Source organism: Brevundimonas sp. AVps31 (assembly GCF_058681355.1).
In genome coordinates, this window is the sequence record NZ_CM178736.1 from 590,127 (window position 1) to 606,363 (window position 16,237).

Annotated in this window: 11 protein-coding genes; 2 read left to right on the forward strand and 9 right to left on the reverse strand. The window is 68.1% G+C overall.

Translation table 11 applies throughout. The features are described from left to right. Window positions 1–2 precede the first annotated feature (2 nt). The 7 genes from ACW174_RS02855 to ACW174_RS02885 form a co-directional block, all read right to left on the reverse strand. Complete coding sequence (locus tag ACW174_RS02855) at window positions 3–1,826, reverse strand: DUF885 domain-containing protein (RefSeq protein WP_492016188.1); 1,824 nt, start codon at window positions 1,824–1,826, stop codon at window positions 3–5. A gap of 85 nt (window positions 1,827–1,911) precedes the next feature. Further along, a complete protein-coding gene (locus ACW174_RS02860; RefSeq protein ID WP_492016189.1) occupies window positions 1,912–3,753 on the reverse strand; it encodes a M61 family metallopeptidase in 1,842 nt (613 codons plus the stop codon). A gap of 68 nt (window positions 3,754–3,821) precedes the next feature. Further along, window positions 3,822–5,873, reverse strand: coding sequence for a cell cycle histidine kinase CckA (cckA, locus tag ACW174_RS02865; RefSeq protein WP_492016190.1), 2,052 nt, complete (start codon window positions 5,871–5,873; stop codon window positions 3,822–3,824). 184 nt (window positions 5,874–6,057) lie between these two features. Beyond that, on the reverse strand, window positions 6,058–7,149 hold the full coding sequence (locus ACW174_RS02870; RefSeq protein WP_492016191.1) for a Glu/Leu/Phe/Val family dehydrogenase: 1,092 nt from the start codon (window positions 7,147–7,149) through the stop codon (window positions 6,058–6,060). A gap of 241 nt (window positions 7,150–7,390) precedes the next feature. Continuing rightward, a complete protein-coding gene (locus ACW174_RS02875) occupies window positions 7,391–8,389 on the reverse strand; it encodes an alpha/beta fold hydrolase (RefSeq protein WP_492016192.1) in 999 nt (332 codons plus the stop codon). Beyond that, complete coding sequence (locus ACW174_RS02880; RefSeq protein WP_492016193.1) at window positions 8,389–8,982, reverse strand: uracil-DNA glycosylase family protein; 594 nt, start codon at window positions 8,980–8,982, stop codon at window positions 8,389–8,391. Before ACW174_RS02880 ends, ACW174_RS02875 begins: the two co-directional genes overlap by 1 nt. Then, entirely contained in the window at window positions 8,966–9,286 is a 321-nt protein-coding gene (locus tag ACW174_RS02885) for a DUF3253 domain-containing protein (RefSeq protein ID WP_492016194.1), read from the reverse strand. Before ACW174_RS02885 ends, ACW174_RS02880 begins: the two co-directional genes overlap by 17 nt. 48 nt (window positions 9,287–9,334) lie before the next feature. On the opposite strand from ACW174_RS02885, the gene ACW174_RS02890 reads away from it, so the two are divergent. Then, window positions 9,335–9,769 carry a PaaI family thioesterase gene (locus tag ACW174_RS02890; protein WP_492016195.1) on the forward strand — a complete coding sequence of 145 codons (435 nt, stop codon included), beginning with the start codon at window positions 9,335–9,337 and terminating at the stop codon, window positions 9,767–9,769. 13 nt (window positions 9,770–9,782) lie between these two features. Here ACW174_RS02890 and ACW174_RS02895 read toward each other — a convergent pair whose 3' ends face one another. Further along, window positions 9,783–14,165 (reverse strand): cadherin-like domain-containing protein, encoded by a 4,383-nt coding sequence (locus ACW174_RS02895; RefSeq protein ID WP_492016196.1) that lies wholly within the window; start codon window positions 14,163–14,165, stop codon window positions 9,783–9,785. Window positions 14,166–14,300: 135 nt separating this feature from the next. Then, complete coding sequence (locus tag ACW174_RS02900; RefSeq protein WP_492016197.1) at window positions 14,301–14,762, reverse strand: helix-turn-helix domain-containing protein; 462 nt, start codon at window positions 14,760–14,762, stop codon at window positions 14,301–14,303. A 276-nt stretch (window positions 14,763–15,038) separates the two neighbouring features. On the opposite strand from ACW174_RS02900, the gene ACW174_RS02905 reads away from it, so the two are divergent. After that, window positions 15,039–16,235, forward strand: a complete 1,197-nt coding sequence (locus ACW174_RS02905) for an efflux RND transporter periplasmic adaptor subunit (RefSeq protein ID WP_492016198.1) — start codon at window positions 15,039–15,041, stop codon at window positions 16,233–16,235. Window positions 16,236–16,237 lie beyond the last annotated feature (2 nt).

The window sequence follows — 16,237 nt, forward strand, 5'->3', positions numbered from 1 at the left end:
AATCAGGCCTGACGGCTGGCAACCCAGTCGCCGATCACGCGTTCGAGGACCGTCAGCGGCACGCCGCCGGCGTCCAGACCGGTGTCATGGAAGCCCTTGATGTCGAAGCGGTCGCCGAGCGTGGCCTTCGCCTGCTCGCGCAGCCGCACCCATGTGGTGTGGCCGACCTTGTAGCTCGAGGCCTGCCCGGGCCAGACCGCGTAGCGCTCCACCTCGGTGGTGATCGAGCTTTCCTGGTCGCCGAGGGTCTCGACCATGTAGCGGATGCCCTGTTCACGGCTCCAGCGCTTGTAGTGAAGGCCGGAATCCACAACCAGCCGCGCGGCGCGGAACATCAGCGACTGGATGCAGCCGATGCGGCCCCAAGGGTCGTTCTCGTACATGCCGATCTCGTCGGCCAACTGCTCGGCGTACAGGCCCCAGCCCTCGGAATAGGCCGAGAAGCCCAGCACCTTGAGCAGCAGGGGGGTCTCGGTCTTCTCCTGCTGAAGGGCGATCTGGAAGTGATGGCCGGGCACCGCCTCGTGATAGGTCAGGGTCGGCAGGGTGAACCTCGGCCATTCGGCCGTGTCGCGCAGGTTGATGTAATAGGCCCCCGGTCGCGACCCATCCAGCGTCGGCGACTGGTAGTAGCCGCCCGGGGCCCCGGCCTCGATTTCCTTGGGCACGCGACGGATGTCGCAGGCGGAGTTGGGCAGGCGGCCGAAATACTCGGGCATCCGCGCCATGACCGTCGCCATCTGGGCGTTCAGGTCGGCCAGCAGCTGTTCCTTGGCCGCGTCGGTGTTGGGATAGAGCTGGCCCGGCAGGGCGCCGATGGAGGCGATGCGCGCGCCCACCGTCCCCTGCGTCAGGCCCTGGGCCTTCAGCAGCTCGTCGGCGCGGGCGCTCAGCTCGGCCACCTGCTGGAGACCCATGTCGTGGATCTCCTGCCCGTTCAGGGCGGAGGTCGTGTAGAATTTCAGGCCGAAGTCATAATAGGCGTCGCCGTCCGGCAGCCGCCAGCAACCGGCATCGTGCGGAGCGGACGGCAGGCCGGCGGCCAGCGCATCCCGCTGCCGGGTCAGGGCCGGCAGGACCTCGCCATTGACGATCGCCAGGGCGCGATCGGCCCAGGCGCCCTGCAGCCCCTTCTCGGCCGCGCGTCGGGCGACGGAGGTGACGAGCGTCAGGCCCGCCGGGTCGGCGTCGAGGATCGTGCCCATCTGACCGGTGGCGCGCTGAATGACGAAGTCCGGAGGCACGGCGCCCGCCGCGATCTCGGCCCTGACCCGCTCGGTCTCCTGATCGAAGACCGTCGCCAGGGCGGACAGGCGCGACAGATAGGCCTCGGCGTCCTCCGCCGTGTCGATGGTGTGCTGGCTGTCGAGGAAGTCCGGGACACTCTGATAGGCGCCGCCGAGCTGGCTGACCGTATAGGGCGACGGGAACATGCCGCCGCCATAGGGGAAGTCGTAGCCTTTGAGGGCGGTCTCGCCGAAGAACTGGACCGTGTCATGATAGACCTTGAAGCGGGGCGACAGCGCTTCGCGATCCACCCGGTTCACCGCCGCCACCGAGGCCGCCAGCTTGGTCCTGTCCTGGCGCAGCTTGGCGATGGAGCGGTCGTCCAGCCGGGCCTTCATGGCCGCGCCGGGTCCCTTGTCCATGCCCACCATGGTCAGGAACTCGGGCGAGCTGAGCAGCTGTTCCTGGGTGATCGCGTCCATCGCCGCCGTCAGGGCGGCATCGGCGGGCCCGGCCTCCTGCGCGAAGACCGCGCCCCCCGTGGCGACCAGACCGGCCCCGGCGGCGGTGCTGAGCAGGAAACGGCGACGATCAAGCATGACGAACTCCCATGGTCATGGATTGCAAACCCTGCGGCACTGAACGCCCCCTGCCCGGCTGTGGCAAGGCCGCGTTCCGTGGCGGTCAGGGCTGGACGGTTTCGGCCCCCAACCAGGCGGTGCGGAAGGCCAGTTGTTCGGGCGTCAGCTCAGTGCCCATCGTCTCGATCCGGACCAGCTCCACATTCGGATCGGCGGTCAGGGTCATCTGCGCCGCGCGCTCGGCGCCGCGCTGGATGAAGCGGATGGCGACCGTATCGCCGGGCTTCAGCGCCTTGAGGGCGTTGTCCCAGTCGGACTGGCTGTCGATGGCGGTGTTGCCCAGGGCCACGATCTCGTCCCCGCCGTCCAGACCGGCGACGTACAACGGCGTATTGGGGACGGTCGCCCCGGCCAGTTTCACCACCGTATCGGCGACCTGCAGCCGCGCCGGGCCGGCCCAGCCGGTGGTCGCGTTACGGGGGCGCATGACCACCCCCGCCCGGGCCAGCAGGGGCGCCAGGTCGGGCAGTTCACTGCGCTGGACGCTGGCGGCGAAGAAGGCGTCGGCGAAGGTCTGATCGCCGGTCACGGCGGCCAGCCCCTTGCGCAGGTCGTCCGGCGTGTAGGCGACCTCGTTCACCCCGTGGTGACGCCACATCCAGCGCATGTAGTCGTCCAGGGTGATGTTCGGAAACTTGTCGCGCAGGGTCAGATCGAGCGACAGGGCCAGGGCCGCGCCCCAGGTGTAGTAGCTGACGAAGGTGTTGGGGTTGGTCGGGTCAATGGCGGTGGCGGCGTCCACGAAGGGCGCGCGCAGGCTCATCTCCTGCGGCGAGCCGTAGGCGCGCGCCGGGCTGTTGAGCACAGCGTTGAACTGCCCCCCGGCCTCGGCGAGGAAGCGGTCGACGGTCGACAGGCCCGCGCGACGGATGGCCAGCGGGCCGTAGTAGTTGGTGAAACCCTCGGCGAACCACAGGGAGGGCGTGGCGTTGGCGCGGGTGAAGTCGAACGGTTCGATCTCCTTCGGCCGGATGCGTTCGACGTTCCAGGCGTGGAAGAACTCGTGGCTCAGGGTGCCGATCTGGCTGTAGTTCCCGTCGGCCAGCGAGCGGGAGCCGATGATGACCGTGGAGTTGCGGTGCTCCATGCCGTCACCGCTGTTCTGCGGCATGTAGTCGGCCAGGAAGGTGTAGGCGCCGTAGTCGAAGTCCGGCACGTCGCCGAAGACCGCGATCAACTGATCAACCACCTTGCGGGCCCGCTCGGCGAAGATGTCGGCGTGCGCGTCCGTACCCGGGTCATGCAGGGCGATGCGGATCGTGCGGGGCGTGCCGTGGTCATCGACCGTCCACTCGCGCACCCTGTGGTCGCTGAGCTCGGTCGGGCTGTCCATCAGGTACTGCAGGTTCGGCGCCGTGAAGACGGCCGGGTCGGCGGTCGGCGCCAGCTGGGTCGCGATACGCCAGTCCGGGTTCGGAGACCGGAAGGTCAGCTCCACCGGGCGATCCTGATAGGCGGGCGCCCACAGCAGGGTGGCGGGCATGTTCAGATGGGCGTGGGCGGCGTCGATCTGGGCGTAGGTGCCGTCGGCGCGGTCGCCGAACAGGGTATAGGTGACGGCCACGGTCCCGTCGTGGCCGACGATGGTCCAGCCGTAGGGATCGGTGCGCTGGACCGTCAGCGGACGCCCGGCGCCATCGACGGCCGAGACCGAATAGACGTTCTTGGCGAACTCATGGATCGCGTAGCGACCGGGCGAGGACCGGGACATCTCAACCCGAAGGGGGCCGCGCCGCACACCGCGCCAGGTGGCGGTGATCCGCGCTTCGTGGTGGACGGCGTTGTCGAAGCTGAGGTCGTAGCGGACCGGCGGGGCGGTCTGCGCCAGAACCGGAGACGCGAACGCCAGTGACAGAGCCACCAGACTGACGGCGACGAACTTCATACAGAGACCCTCAACAACCCGGCGCGGACCGTGGCGCGGGTGGCGGCGTCTGACAAGTGAACGATCGTTCAGCCTGCGTGCAGCTCCTGCTTCACCCGTTCGGCCAGGGTCTTGATGTCCAGCGGCTTGGGCAGGAAGGAGACGCCGACCTCGTCCTGGAGCAGGTCCGAGAAGTCGCTTTCGGCATAGCCGGAGATGAACATGACAGGCGCGTCGCCGAGGTACTGGCGGGCCTTCTTGAGCAGGGAGGGACCATCGAGGCCCGGCATGATGACGTCCGAGATCATCATGTCGATCTGGCCGGCCCATTCCTCGGCCAGCTCCAGCGCCTGTTCGCCGTCCTCGGCCTCGATCACCTCATAGCCGCGCTGGCGCAGCAGCCGGGCCGCGATGCCGCGCACGGCGGCCTCGTCCTCGACGAACAGGATACGGCCCGCGCCGGACAGGTCGCGCGGGGCCTTGATGACCTTTTCGATGACCGGGGTCTCGGCCAGTTCGGCCTCGGCGGCTTCGGGCAGGAAGATGCGGAAGGCGGCGCCGGCGCCCTCAAGGTTGGTGACGTTGATGTGGCCGCCGGCCTGTTCGACGATACCGTAGACGGTCGCCAGCCCCATGCCGGTGCCCTCGTTCACCGCCTTGGTGGTGAAGAAGGGTTCGAAGATCTTGTCCAGCAGTTCGGGCGGCACGCCGGTCCCGGTGTCCGACACCTCGATCAGGGCCACGGCCTCCGTCTCGGCGGCGACCCAGCCCATCTGGCGCGCCTCGTCCCGGGTCAGGCGACGGGTCTTGATGGTGACGATGGCGTCACCCGCCTCGACCACGCCGCGCATCGCGTCGCGGGCGTTGACGGCCAGATTCATGACCGCGGTCTCGAGCTGGCTCTTGTCGGCCAGGACCACCGGCAGGTCGCGGCCGTAATCCGTCTCCAGCCGCACATCCTCGCGCAGCAGGCGGCGCAGCAGGACGGCGAACTCGCCCACCAGTTCGCCGAGATCCAGACGCTCGCGCCGGACGGTGGACTTGCGCGAGAAGGCCAGCAGCTTGCGCACCAGATCGGCGGCGCGGATGGCGGTCTGGCGGATCTGGTTCAGGCCGTCATAGGACGGATCGCCGACAGGGTGGCGCTCCAGCAGCTCGGACAACTGCATCTGGATGGCGGTCAGCAGATTGTTGAAATCGTGGGCCACGCCGCCCGCCAGCTGACCCACGGCCTGCATCTTCTGGGCCTGCGAAAGCTGCAGCTCCATCGACTTCTGCGACGAGACGTCGAACAGCCAGACCCGGCATTTGTCGTTCTCGGGCGCGACATAGAGGTGCAGCATCCGGTCCGGGTGGGCGCGGGCGACCAGTTCGATGGGCCCCGACGAGCCGCCCGACAGCTTGGCCTTGGCCTCGATCACACCGGACGGTTCGAACAGATGGCCGAAGGCGGCGTCGCGGGCCGAGGCCGGACCGGTCAGCAGGGCGAGGGCGGCGTTGGCCTCCTCCACCTTGCCGGCGAACAGGTCGTCGGCCTGCAACAGGGCCGAGCCGAACGGGGCGCCGGCGGCCATGGCGCGACCGCCGGGACCGTTCTGGGTGGCGGAGGGCCGGTCGGTGGCGGGGGCCGAGACGGGCAGAACGGCCTCGGGGGCGGCGCGGATCAGGAAGCGCCCCTCCCCCGCCATGCCGATCAGCACCTCAAGCTCGCGGTCACCGACGGGGACGATGGCGCGGCCCTGTTGTCCGGCGCGGGCCTGGGCGAAAGCCATGTAGAGGGCGGACGCGGACTTTCCGCCGGACGGCGCGGGCGGCAGGGCGGCGGTCGCCCCTCCGGCCTCGGCCCAGGCGCCGTTGAAAGCCAGCACCTGACCGGTGGACCAGACCAGGGCCGCGGGCTCGGCCATGGCGTCCAGCAGTTCGACGGTCGCATCGCCGCTGGGTTTGCGCGTCTCTCCGCGCCCGTACATGAACAGGCCGATCAGGGAGACGGCCCCGACCGTGAAGATCAGGATCAGCCCGGGCGCACTCATCGGATCGGCCCGGAAAGCCGGATAGGCCAGCGCGCCTACGGCCACCACGAAGCCGATCGCCATGACGATCAGCAGGGGGTCGAACGAGGGGCGGTTGGCGGTCGTCATGCGGCGTCGGCCCGAATCAAGGCGGGTGGAAGCCGGGATGATGGGCCGGATGCGCCTGTGGCGCGAATCCGCACGAAACGCTGCCTGACGGGTCCTGAAGCGAAGGGGCTAAACCCAAACGCAAACCGGCCGCCCCGCGTGTCGCGGGGCGGCCGGATCGTCGATCGGAATGGCTGGAAAGCGCTCAGGCCGCCTTGCGCTGCTCGGCCTTTTCGGCGCGGGCGGCGTTGATGCGGGCTTCGGCGATCGAGTCCGCGATCTCGTGGGTCGGGCGACCTTCCGAGGCGGAACGGGCCAGAACCTCGTCGAGCGTTTCCATCAGGCGCGACAGCTTGCCCTCGACCCAGGCGGGGTCATAGGCGCCGCCCGTGTTGCGGGCGTTCAGCTCGGACGCGACGTTGATGATGCCGCCGCCGTTGACGACATAGTCGGGCGCATAGAGCACGCCGCGCTCGAACAGGATGCGGCCAATCTCCGGGGTCGCCAGCTGGTTGTTGGCGGCGCCGACGACGGCCTTGGCGGTGATGCGGTCCAGCGTCTGGGGGTTCAGCGTCGCGCCCAGCGCGCACGGCGCGTAGATGTCGGCTTTCACGTCATAGATGGCGTCCGGCGCCACGATCTCGGCATTGGTGCGCGAGGCGACCTCTGCCAGCAGGGCCGTGTTGACGTCGGTCATCACCAGCTTGGCGCCCGCGGCGTGCAGCTTGTCCGCCAGATAACCGCCGACGTGACCGATGCCCTGCAGTGCGATGGTCAGGCCGGTCAGGTCGTCCTGCTTCCACAGGCGACGGGCGACGGTCAGGGTCGAGCGATAGACGCCTTCGGCGGTCACCGGCGACGGGTCGCCAGAGGCTTCCGGGCCGTCCGACAGGCCGAGCACATATTCGGTGGTCTTGCGGGCTTCAGCGATGTCAGAGACCGACACGCCGACGTCTTCCGCCGCATAGTAGATGCCGCCCAAGGTGTCGACCGCGCGGCCGAAGGCGCGGAACAGTTCGGGGCTCTTCCGGGTCTTGCTGTCGCCGATGATGACCGACTTGCCGCCGCCCATTTCCAGATCGGCCACGGCGTTCTTGTAGCTCATGCCCTTTGACAGGCGCAGTACGTCCTCCAGGGCTTCCGCCGAGGAGGCGTAGTCCCACATTCGGGTGCCGCCGACGGCCGGGCCCCGAGCGGTTGAGTGAACAGCGATAATCGCGCGCAGGCCGGTCTTTTCATCAAAGACAGCGTGGACGCCCTCGTGGTTCGCGAACGAAGGCGAATCGAACAGGGTCATGCCCATAATGCGTTACTCCCGTGTATTTTTATTGCGCGGCTGATTACGCGCCGGGGAGTAACACCGCAAGCATGGCGGTTTCGTGATGGGACTGGGGCAGCCGGGGACGGAGCGCGGCGGGCGGGCGGCAGGCCTGAAAGTGGCCAGTGACTAGTGATTAGTGGATGCCGACCCCGAGCGCGGGGATCGCCACGCGGGCGCCGGAAGTCGCCTCATCGAACCACTGGTCACTAACCACCAATCACTTCCCCAGCGCCGGCAGCACCGGTTGAGCCCCTGACGGCAAAGGCGCGGCGCCGTCGCGCAGCCAGGCTTCAACGTCGCGGTACATGGTCTCCGCCTGCAGGTCGCGGTTCAGGATGTGCCAGCCGTCGGGGTAGTAGGCCGTACGGAAATCGGGGTGCTCGCCCGCGCGCTGTAGCGCCCGCCGCATGGCCGGCTTCTGGATCACATTGTCGTTGCCGCCATACAGCAGCAGGGTCGGGGCGCGGATGTCGCCAAGGCGGCGCGACGCGCTCTCCATCAGATCGACGAGGCCATACAGGGTGTCAAACCGGGTCGAGATGATGCTGCCGGGATCGCGGCCGTTCCGGAAGAGTTCGATCCTGTTGTCCGAGGCCGGATGGTCGCGAATGGCCCACTCGGGGGCATCGACGGCGCGGTCGCCCATGGCGCGCGCCGCGACCCACAGGGCGGAAGAATTGATCGGTCCTTGCGCGGTCCAGCCCCAGACGCCGGGCGCCAGCAGGATGACCCGGTCGGCGGCGGGAGGGCGATCCGAACCGAAGGCGGCGACGGTGACGGACCCGCCCATGCTCTCGCCCGCCACTGCGATGATCGCACGGGGATGGCGGGCGCGCGCCAGGTCCACGGCGATGCGCAGATCCTCGGTCATGCGCGCTTCTCCGGCCCAGACGCCCCGCCCGGGCGCCTCGCCGAAGCCGCGCTGGTCGATCGCCCAGGTCTCGATGCCGTGCTCGGCCCACCAGGGCCCGGCCAGACGGAAGGAGGCGCGGGTGTCGTTCATGCCGTGCAGGGCGATGATGACGGCCCACGGTTCCTCATTGCGGGGCGCCCAGCGGGCCAGCGGCAGCCGCGCGCCGTCGTCCATCAGCAGGGTGCGCGCCTCCAGCGCCGGACCGGTGAAGCCCGACGGCGGGGTCAGGACCGGCTGGACCGCGGGCGTGGCGCAGGCGGCCAGGGCGAGCGACAGCAGCAGGGCAGCGAGGGAACGGCGCATCAGGACAGAATGCCCCGAACCCGCTCGCGCAGATAGGGGACGACCTCGGCTTCGAACCAAGGGTTCTTCCGAAGCCACGCCGTATTGCGCCACGACGGATGCGGCAGGGGCAGGATGTCGGGGGCGTAGTCGCGCCAGGCCCGCACCGTCTCGGTCATATTGGCCCTGGCCCGGTCGCCCAGCGCCCAGACCTGCGCATGTCCGCCGACCAGCAGGGTGAGCTCGACCTGCGGCAGTTCGGCCAACAGGCGCGGCCGCCACAGCTCCGCGCATCTGCGCGGCGGCGGATAGTCGCCGCCTTTCGGCGCTGTGCCGGGATAGCAGAAGGCCTGCGCCGCCACGCCCAGACGGTGGTCAGCATAAAAGGTCTCGTAGTCCACGCCCATCCAGTCGCGCAGCCGGTCGCCGGACGGATCGGTGAACGGCAGGCCGCTTTCATGGACCCGGCGACCGGGCGCCTGGCCGCAGATCAGCAACCGCGTCTCCGGAAAGACATGGACCACCGGACGCGGGGTATGCGGAAGTTGGCCGAGACAGGCCCAGCAGGCGCGGATGTCGGCGAGTACCGCTTCGAGGTCAGTCGAAGTCGTCATCGCCTTCAGGCTTGGGCGGAAGCGCGGCCAAGGCGGCGGCGGTTTCGGCCTCGGTCGGCAGACGCAGGCGGATGACGCCCTTCATCGCGTTCGGATCGACGGGCTTGCCCTTCTTGGTGATGGTCAGCTTGCCCTGACGCATCAGGCCCAGCGCGGTCGCCTTCACCTTGGGCAGCATGCGTTGCCACTGCTCGGGCTGAAGCTCCTTGGCCACGTCCGAGGGTTCAATGCTCTTTCCACCGACGTTTTTAGGGTCGGCCTTCGCCAATTTTTCGAAGATGGCGGTTTCGATGGGGTCGCTCATCGCGCCTATATGCTGCATTGCGAGAGCGAGAAGAAGGCACGGATTACCATGGTCGCGAAAATCACCGTCAGCGAGGGCGAGTTCACCGGCTGGCAGACCTATGACCTGCACGGCACGTTCGATCAGGTGGTGGGACCGTTCTACTTCAAGCCGGACCCCGACGGGCGGATGCGCTGCGCCTTCCGGGCCGAGCAGAAGCATATGAACGCCGGCCACCGGATGCACGGCGGCTGCCTGATGACTTTCGCCGACATCTCGCTGTTCCAGACGGCTTATCAGGAGATGGAAGGCGCGTCGGGGGTGACGGTGTCGCTGGATTCGACCTTCATCGACGGGGCCTATGTGGGCGAACTGGTCGAGGCGACCGGCGAGGTGGTGCGGGCGGGCAAGAGCCTGATCTTCGTGCGCGGCCAGATCAGTGTCGGCGACCGCATCCTGATGACCTTCTCGGGCGTGATCCGGAAATTCACGCCGCGCGGCTGACCCGCCCGTCCGTCTAGCCGAGCAGGGTCCAGCCGTCGGCCGAATGGGTGAGGCCGATCTCATCCACCGCGACGGCCCCACGCCCGCCTTGACCGATCCAGTGCGCCGTGGCGTCCGCGAAGTCTGTACCGGCGGGCAGGACCTGCGGCCCGATATCCTTGTCCAGAGGGGTCACCATCGCCGCCTGTGCGCTGACAGGCGTGGCGGACAGAACGCGGCCATCGCCGAACCGCACGGCTTCAATGCCGTACAGAAGGTCCACGCCGTCGCGGCCCGCGACCCGGTCGGTAATACGCCAGCCGCCGTCGATCTGCTCGATCAGGTACTGGTCGAACAGGCCGGTGAGGAGCGCCAGATCATTGCCTGCGCCGCCGATCAGGATGTCGTCACCGCCCCCGCCCTTCAGCACGTCGTCGCCGGCGCCGCCGGTGATGACATTGTTCTCCACCGTGCCCGTGCCGGTGAAATTGCCCGTGCCGATATAGGTCAGGGCCTCGACGTTCAGGCGCAGGGTATAGGACGACAGGGTGGTCTGGACGGTGTCGAAGCCGCCGCCGACGGATTCCACGATGGTGTCGCCGCCCGCGGTGATCACATAGATGTCGTCGCCCGCGCCGCCGTGAAGCTCGTCCGGAACGCCGTCGCCGCCGATCAGGATGTCATTGCCGTCGTGGCCCATCAGGGTATCACGCCCGAGGCCGCCCCGGATGATGTTGTCACCGGCGTTGCCCTGACCGAAGAAGGTCCCCGAGCCGGTGTAGGTGAGGTTCTCGACATTGGCCGAGAGCCGGACCGAGCCGAGACCGGTCAGGACCGTGTCGACGCCCTCGCCCGCGAACTCGACGATGGAGTCGCCGACGGCCGAGACGATATAGGTGTCGTCGCCGCGTCCACCCTGCAGGGTGTTGGCCAGCCCCTCTCCGCCCTCGAGGATGTCATCCCCGTCCAGCCCGATCAGGGTGTCACGGCCCAGACCGCCGCGCAGGACATTGGCGCCGTTGTCGCCGATCAGCAGGTCGTCGAAGCTCGAGCCGGTGACGTTCTCGATCCCGATCAGGGTGTCGATCCCGCCGTGCCCGTCTATGCGGGTCACGCCGCCGTTCAGCCGCACGTCCACCGCGCCGGTCGCCGTGGCGTAGCTGGCGGTGTCCTTGCCGGCGCCGCCGATCAGGGTGTCGTTGCCCGCCCCGCCGATCAGGATGTCGTCGCCCGCGCCCCCGGTGATGACGTTGGCGGCCGCATTGCCCGTGCCGGTAAAGGCGCCGGTTCCGGCGTAGGTCAGGTTCTCGAGATTGGTCCCGAGCGTCCAGGTGGACAGGGTCGTCCGGACGGTGTCGATCCCTTCGCCCGCCAGTTCGACGATCACATCACTGGCGAATTCGATGACATAGGTGTCGTCGCCCAAACCGCCGTGGAGCGTATTCAGGCCCGCACCGCCACGCAGCGTGTCATTGCCATCCAGCCCGAACAGAACGTCGGCCCCGGCGCCGCCGGTGATGACGTTCGCAGAAGCATTGCCGGTGCCGATGAAGGCGCCGACGCCGGTGAAGATCAGCGCCTCGATATTGGCCGGCAGAGTGTATTCCGGCGCGGTGGTCTCGACCGTATCGAAGCCCTCGCCGGCCAGCTCGACGAGGGTGTCGCCGATCGTATCGACCACATAGGTGTCGTCACCGAGACCGCCGTAGAGTTCGTCCGCAAGACCATGGCCACCGATCAGGCGGTCATCGCCTTCAAGCCCGATCAGCACGTCGTAGCCGGAACTGCCGATCAGCACGTCGCCAAAAGCCGTGCCCAGCCGCACGCCCGAACCCGTCGTCACCGTGCCGGACAGGCCGTTGACGGTGATAGTCAGGGTCGTGGTCAGGCTGACGCCATCCGAGTCCGTGAAGGTGTAGGTGAAGGTGTCCGTCGCCGTCTGGCCCTGGAGCAGGGTCCGGGCCTCCGCCGAGGGGGTGAAGACGTAGGAGCCGTCGGCCTGCGCAACCAGCACGCCCCAGGCGCCGACGACCGGCGCGCCGACGGAACCCGTCTGGCCATTGATTGCGGTGACGGCCAGGGTGGCGTCGCCGCCCGCGCTGTCGTTGGCCAGCAGACCCTGGGCGGCGGCGACGGTCAGGACCGCGTCCTCGTTGGTCGTGGCCGTGTCCGCGACGGCGTAGGTGGAGGCCTCGACCGGGAAGGTGACGGTGCGCGGCGCCGACGCCGTCTGGCCGTCACTGACGACGTAGCTGAAGGCGGCCGGGCCGGAGTAGCCGGGCGCCGGTGTGAAGGCGAAGACGCCCGTGGCAGGGTCGATGCTGACCGTCCCGTTCTGCACCGATCCGTCGACCACGACATAGATCAGGCGATCACCATCCGCATCGCGGGCCGCGGCAAGAACACCGGTGACCTGTCCACCGTCGACGGGCGCGGTGTGAACGTCTTCCTGGCCGGTGAAGACCGGCGCGTCATTGACCGGCGAGGCCGTGCCGACGGTCCAGCCGGCGATGGCGGCGTTGAGGGCGGAGATCTGTCCGGCGGTCAGGCTTTGGGCGGCCAGGGCCATGTTCTCGGTCAGCAGTCGCTGGATGTTGGCGTTGGGGGCGACCCCGGCCTTCACCGCCACGCCGATCCAGAAATAGGCGTCGTCCATGGACGGCGCGACGCCCTCGCCCGCCAGATAGCGGCGGCCCAGATTCCAGGCGGCCTCCATGTTCCCCATCTTGGCGGCCTGCATGTACCCCTGCACGGCCAGCGCCTTGTCGACGGGCGCGCCGTATCCAAGGTCGTTCAGGATCGCGAGCCGGAACACGGCCACGGAATCGTTGGGCAGGGCCTCCAGCAAGGCCCGGGCGGCGACGTAGTCGCGATCTCCGCCCATGCCGCCGACATACAGCGTGGCGAGCCGCAGGTTGACGTCCGGCGTCGCGCCGAGCGCCATTTCGTAATAGTGGCGGGCCAGCCCCCAGTCCTGGGTGATGCCGTTGATGCCGTCATTCAGCCAGGTCGCGTAGTGATAGGCGGCGTTGGGATCGGTGTCGGCCAACCGGACGACCCAGTACTGCCACTGCTCCAGATCGCCCGCGATCAGGAAGGCGACGGCGTCGTCGTAGGTTTTGGGCGCGGGCGCATCGCCCGGGCCGTGCACCGTCAGGGTCACGGTCTTCTCGCCGCTGTCGACGTGGCCGTCCGAGACGACGTAGCGGAACGACGCCTGCCCCGTGAAGCCTTCGGCCGGGGTGAAAACATAGCGGCCGGTGCGGGGGTCCAGCGCCAGCGTTCCGCCGGTGACAGAGTTGGCGACCAGCTTGAACGCCAGCTGGTCCCCGTCGATATCGGTCCCCTTGAAAAGGGTGAAGCTGTAGGCCTGCCCGCTGACGATGTGGGCGTCCTCGCCACGGGTCGACAATTGGGGCGCGTCGTTGATGCCGCCGACATAGACCACGACCGTGATGGGGGCCGAGGTCGTGACCCCGTCACTGACCGTATAGCGGAAGGTGGCGTAACCGTTGCTGTCGGTCGGGCCGTACCAGTCGGCGGGCGGCGTGAAGGTGAAGGCGCCGGTGACCGGATTGACCGTGGCCACGCCGTTGACCGCGGAATTCGCGATCAGGCTGAAGGTCGCGTTCTGCATATTGACGCCCGCCGCGCCGTTCAGCACGCCGGTCGCGACCTGATCCTCGAGCCCGTAGTGAATCTCGGGGTTGCCGCCACTGATCCCTGCCGGAATGGCGGGAGTCTGGGTGCGGATGGTGATGTTCGACAAATCCAGAAAGCCGCTGGGCGCGCTGTCGGGATCCGGGTTCAGCACGACCAGATGCAGGGTGGCGTTGACGTTGGACAGGGTCTGCTGGAGATCGAACGGCACATAGCGGTCGGCGATGTCGCCTTCGGCTGTCTGGTAGTTGCCGGCATAGGTCCAGTCGGCCGGGTCATCGCTGATCTTCAGCGTGATCGTGGTCCATTCATCCGTGACCTGCCCGGCCATGTCGCCGCCGGTGTTGGCCCAGTTGGTGACCTGCAGCCCGACGTAGAAATTCTCCATCAGCCCGGTCTCGGGCACATAGCGGCAGATCCAGATCGCCAGCTTGCCGCCGTTCGCCTCGAAGTCCGTGCCCCGCACGGTCATCTGGAACTCGGCGTCCTTCAGGTTCAGCGCGCCGGGCGAGCCGAGGGTCGGCGTGGACAGGTGAGCCACGAGCCAGATCGCCCCGACGCCGTCGATGTGGTTGGCGTCCAGGGCGCCGGGCGCCTGCAGTCGGGTGAACTGTTCGATCTCCCCGCCGGGCTCGGTCACGACCGACGGCGGCAGCCAGGTGGTCCAGGGGCCCAGACCGTAGGTGAAGTCGAACGAATAGGTGAAGGGCGGAGCGCCCTCGTCCGCGGCGAGCAAAGTTCCCGGATCTTCAACCATCGCAGCCACTCCCGCCCTCAAGCTCACTCACCAAAACACCACTAGCATTCTCGAAGGCCAGAATGCGGCGCGCGCGGACAGTGCTTGTAGATAGAATTCAACTCTCGGCAATAGATGATGACGGACGTTCTCGCCCTAGCTGTCGAGTATGGACTGCAGGATCGCGGCCATGCGGGTTTCCAGCCGCTCGCACTCTTCGCGGGTCAAGCCGAAACCCCCGGTGATTTCCTTGCTGATCGCCATGCCCATGATCGTTGCGGCGGCCAGCCGGGCGCGCAACATGGCGTCCTCGCCTCCCACCCATTCGGCAAGCGGATTGAAGAAGCGCTCGGTCCCGGTGCGCTGAACGATCTCCATGGCCTTGGTGGAGCCTACCGAGCGCAACATGATCAGAAGGCCCTTGAGCTTGCCTTCCTTGGCCGGCTTGAAGATCACCTCGTGAGCGACGCGTCGGCCGAACTCGGCGCGCGGGCCATCCATCAACTCGTGGCCGTTGGAACAGCTGTCGAGAACCGAGGCGAACAGGTCTTCCTTGGAGCCGAAATAACGGGACACCAGAGCGGCGTCGACACCGACGTCACGGGCGATGTCGCGCATGCCGACATCGTCGTAGCTCTCCCGCGAAAAGCGCTCCTGCGCGGCGGTCAGAATCGCGGCGCGAGTCGCTTCCGCATTTCTCGGCCGGGGCGCAACATTACAAAACAACGGGTTAGCTCTCCAGAATGACCACAGGCGGAATATGGCTTTGTCATCACCCGTTGACAAGGAAAGCCTGCATCACCATTAAGTCACCGGGCGTTGACTAGCGGCTTCCTCCCCGAACGCCATGGTCGACTATGACAGGGATTTGCTCCCATTCGGAGATTTGCGTTCATGCGCACGGTGAAGATCGTGACCGCGTCGGCCATCATGGCTGCCGCGCTCTATGGCTGTTCTCAACCCAGCGAGGCGCAGGCGCCTCAAGCCCCCCAGGTGACCGTCGCGGTCCCTCTGGTGCGCGCCGTGCAGGACTGGGATGAGTTCACGGGCCGCTTTGAAGCGACCCAATCCGTCGAGGTGCGTGCGCGCGTCGGCGGCTATGTTCAGGGCGTGCACTTCCGCGACGGCGACTATGTCCGTCGCGGCCAGCTGCTGTTCACGCTGGACGCGCGTCCGGCCCAGGCGGCGCTCGCCTCGGCCCGCGCCTCGCTGGCGCAGGCGCAGGCTCAGCTGAGCCTCGCCCGCACGGAACTGACACGTTCGGAAACCCTGCTGGCGTCGCAAGCCGTCTCGCAGGCCGAGGTCGACACCCGTCGCGGCGCCGTGCAGCAGGGCGAGGCCGGTGTGGCCGCCGCCAACGCCGCCGTCCGCGCCCGTCAGCTGGATCTCGAGTTCACCCGCGTCACCGCCCCGATCTCGGGCCGCGTGTCCGACCGCCGCGTCGATCCGGGCAACCTGGTCGCCGGCGGTTCGTCGCAGGCCGACGTGCTGACCACCGTAGTGTCCAGCGCCCCGGTCTATTTCGTCTTCGACGGCTCCGAAGCCGTGCTGCTGAAGTATCAGCGTCAGGCCCGCAACGGCGCCGCGCCGATCCAGGTCCGCCTGCAGGATGAGTCCACCTATTCCCGCTCGGGCACGCTCGACTTCACCGACAATGCGATCGACACGGCCTCGGGCGTCATCCGCCTGCGCGCCGTCGTTCCGAACGCCGACGGCTTCCTGAAGCCCGGCATGTTCGGCCAGGCCCGTCTGGCCGGCGCCGGTTCGTATCAGGCCATGCTGGTGCCTGACGCCGCCATCGCCACCGATCAGGCCCGCCGCGTCGTCTATGTCGTCGCCGCCGACGGCTCCGTCACCCCGCGCGCGGTCCAGATGGGGCCGCTGGTTGACGGTCTGCGTGTGATCCGCTCAGGCCTGCAAGCCAATGACCGCGTCATCATCAACGGCCTGCAACGCGTGCAGCAGCCGGGCGTCAAGGTGCAGGCCCGCAACGGCCGCATCCAGCCCGTCGCCCAACAGGCCGCCGCGCCTGTGACGACGCAGGCCCCGGCTTCGACCGCGACGTTCACCGCCAGCGTCTCGGGCGACTGATC